This window comes from Marinitoga sp. 38H-ov (assembly GCF_011057715.1).
Classification (GTDB): domain Bacteria; phylum Thermotogota; class Thermotogae; order Petrotogales; family Petrotogaceae; genus Marinitoga.
The window spans coordinates 1-3,348 of the sequence record NZ_LNGH01000045.1; the positions used below are offsets into that span (position 1 = coordinate 1).

A 3,348-nucleotide genomic window follows, 5' to 3' on the forward strand; every position below is an offset into this window, starting at 1 on the left:
TTAATATTGTTTAAAACACGGATGTTTTCAACATTTTATTTTTTTGGCCCATTTTTCAATTATAATTTGGCTTACTTTTGAGTTGCAAAATACATATATGAAATTAAAAAAGGAATTTTATTAAAAAATAAAGTGCTTGATTGAGAACATAAATTATTTTATATAAATAAGAAAAAAGGAATAACCCATCTATGATTTGCTCACTGAAAGTAATACAATTAAAAATAGCATAAAGAATTTATTAAACATGGCTCCAGTATTTTTCTGGAGCCATGTTTATTTTCATTAAATGGGATTAGATATATGCGTTACTTATTAATGATACAAATAATATTATAGATATAAAAACAGAATATATAATGTTTTTAAATTATAAAAAACAAAATCCAGAAAACAAGGAATTCAAGTGTGTTTTAATATTACAATAATAGTTAAAATCATAATATAAATCTTTTCCTAACTTTATAAAATAAAAGTAGGGAGGAGCTTTTTTCTATAATCTTTTATTTATACTATATTTAATAGATTTACTTCAGTAAATCCACGTTTACCGAAGTAAAAAGACATATCTTAATTCAATTAAAATCAAGTAATAATGCCTCTTTTGTATTTTCCATCTTATATTTTTTTCTCTTCTTTCTAATCTCATTCAATATATTTATCTTTTTATCATATATAATATTTATTTACATATGCAATATATATAACAATATACAACATATAACATTTTATAATTTGAATAAAGTGTTTTATAAGAGAAGATATTCTTTATATTTTATATTGTATAATACATTATATAGTATATAATGTATTTAATTACATACACTAAAAATATTTATTTTTTTATATAAGCAATACAGTAAATGTATTATAATATATATTGTATTATTCTTGTATATTTTTCAAAAAAAACGAATAATAAAATATTTGGTAATATACACATATTTATTTTATTTAAAATAATAAATAAATATATATAATGTATATATAATATATATTGTATATTATAATCAAAAGTAAAAAATGATTTTATGTTTTTATCATTTGGAATATTTTAGATAATAACAATATTTTATCTTTTAAAAATCATAATATAAGCTATTTTATGCTTAATCAAAGGTTTTTTACTTACTTCGGTAAATTTCGATTTACCGAAGTTAGTGGAAATATAATATTATTTTTTTTAGTATTCTTTATTAATTAAAAATTTTCATTTATAAGCTTCGGAAAAGGATAAACATGATATAATTATCAAAATAAATATTTTAATCACCTTATATCGCTTAATTCTTTTTAAAGAATATTTAATTAATGATTACATTAAAATTAAAGGATTTAAAAATAAAATAATAAATTATATATATGGTTTTATAATATAATTGAAATCATCTGAAAAAATTTTTATTAAAAAACTAGATACTATTTATTAAATCTAAGGACATTTTAAGCTTGTTTTAAGCAAGCTCTAAGTTATTTAGGATATCATATAGATGTTGAAAACGTAATTTAAAAATATGGAGGCAAATAATATGGAAAAAAATATGTTAGTAGGAATTATTGTGCTATTATTAATAGTAGTTTCATTTGCAGGAGGATTCTATAATATAGGTAAAGAAATATCTAACTTACCAGTTGAAACACTATCGGCAAGCGAAACAAACGGTCTATTACAAATGAGAGAGGAAGAAAAATTAGCAAGAGATGTTTATTTAACATTATATGATACTTGGGGTATTCAAATATTTTATAATATAGCTCGAGCTGAACAAATACATATGAATATAATAAAGAGTATTTTAGATAAATATGATATACAAGATCCAATAACAGATTATACCATTGGCGTATTTAATAATGAAAAATTAGAAAAATTATATTTTGATTTAATTGCAGAAAGTAAAAATTCAGTTATTGATGCTTTAAAAGTTGGAGCAGAAATTGAAGATTTAGATATATATGATCTAGATATGTTTTTAAAAGAAACGGATAATCAAGATATAAAATTAGTATATAATAATTTAAAATCTGGATCAGAAAATCATATGAGAGCATTTATGAGTCAATTGGATAGATATAACGCAACATATACAGCACGATATATAACTAATGATAAGTTGCAAAAAATTTTAAATGAAAAGAATAATGATATAGATAATTAATATATATTTATTAAAAATTTATAACTATATTCGTGAGATATTATTTCAATATATTTGCTTAAAAAAATAACCCACCATATTAGTTTTGGATGGGTTATTTATATAAAATAACTAATCTTTTATTCTATTTTTATCTATAAATCTTCTTAACGCTAATCCTATCTTTTCTAATAATAAATACATATCTCTATTTTTATTTAATCTTTTTAAAATTTTCCAAAATAACCATATTCCAATAATACTACCTAAAGAGTCATATATTAAATCAGTCATTGTGTCAAATAAGCTTCCTTCCTGGGCTAACCTATAACCTGGATATCCTGAAAACATTAAATCAGAAGTAAATTCAAAAATTTCCCATAATGTTCCAAATGCTAAGGACACAGAAAATGTATAAAAATTAACTTTTGTGATTAATGTTGGAATTTTTTGCCTTGAAAATGTTAATTCTAATGATAATATAATAGGAAATATTATCAGTGCTAACCAAATCCCACCAGTAATATGTAATATATCATCAAAATATTGATATTTATCATAAAATCCTAAATATAATCCAAAAAAGCTGTGAAGAGCAATTTGAACTATTGAATAAGTTTTTATTTCTTCAAAAACAACAAAATCCGTAACCCATTCAAATGCCCAAATAAAATATATACCTAATGCATAAATTGTATATCCAAATAAATACGGCAAATTAAAATTAAAAAATAATCCTATTATAGGAATTACATTAATTAATGAAAAAATAATATTAAAGTAATGAAGGAATTTATAGTACTTTTTATTAGGAGAAAACAAAGCTTCTTTTATTATTATATCTTTAGATAAGTAATTAGAAATATTATATGTTTCTTTTTTTATTGTTTCAATTATTCTCATATTATCACCTTCCCTCGTGTATAATGTTTTCATATAATTAATAAATCTGATATTTATTTTTAAAAAAATAATTCTAACTCTGAGTTATTATATAACTAAAGTAATTCTGTCACCTCCTGCACTTAAGTGCCTTGAATAGTCTGACTAACTTTGGTATATAAGTTGAATTGCTACCGGAGAATGAGCTATAGCTCTTACATATAACGAGGCTCTTTTCTTATATACCCAGAGTTAGAATCTAATTCTGAAAGGTTGTGTTTCTATGTTGTTTGTTGGTATCGATGTTTCTAAAGATAAACTTGATTAT

Annotated in this window: 2 protein-coding genes; one reads left to right on the forward strand and one right to left on the reverse strand. The window is 21.3% G+C overall.

The window, feature by feature from the left end:
* Positions 1 to 1,529: 1,529 nt before the first annotated feature.
* Entirely contained in the window at positions 1,530 to 2,159 is a 630-nt protein-coding gene (locus tag AS160_RS09655; RefSeq protein WP_165148287.1) for a DUF2202 domain-containing protein, read from the forward strand.
* Between the two features lie 111 nt (positions 2,160 to 2,270).
* Here the strand turns inward: AS160_RS09655 and AS160_RS09660 are convergent, their stop codons facing one another.
* The gene (locus AS160_RS09660; RefSeq protein WP_165148290.1) at positions 2,271 to 3,041 is read right to left on the reverse strand and encodes a hypothetical protein; all 771 of its coding nucleotides are present in this window, start codon (positions 3,039 to 3,041) and stop codon (positions 2,271 to 2,273) included.
* Positions 3,042 to 3,348: the final 307 nt, after the last annotated feature.

Excerpts from the sequence above, each read along its gene's own strand:
- AS160_RS09660 (WP_165148290.1), bottom strand. The coding sequence starts at position 3,041 with ATGAGAATAATTGAAACAATAAAAAAAGAAACATATAATATTTCTAAT.
- AS160_RS09655 (WP_165148287.1), top strand. The coding sequence starts at position 1,530 with ATGGAAAAAAATATGTTAGTAGGAATTATTGTGCTATTATTAATAGTA.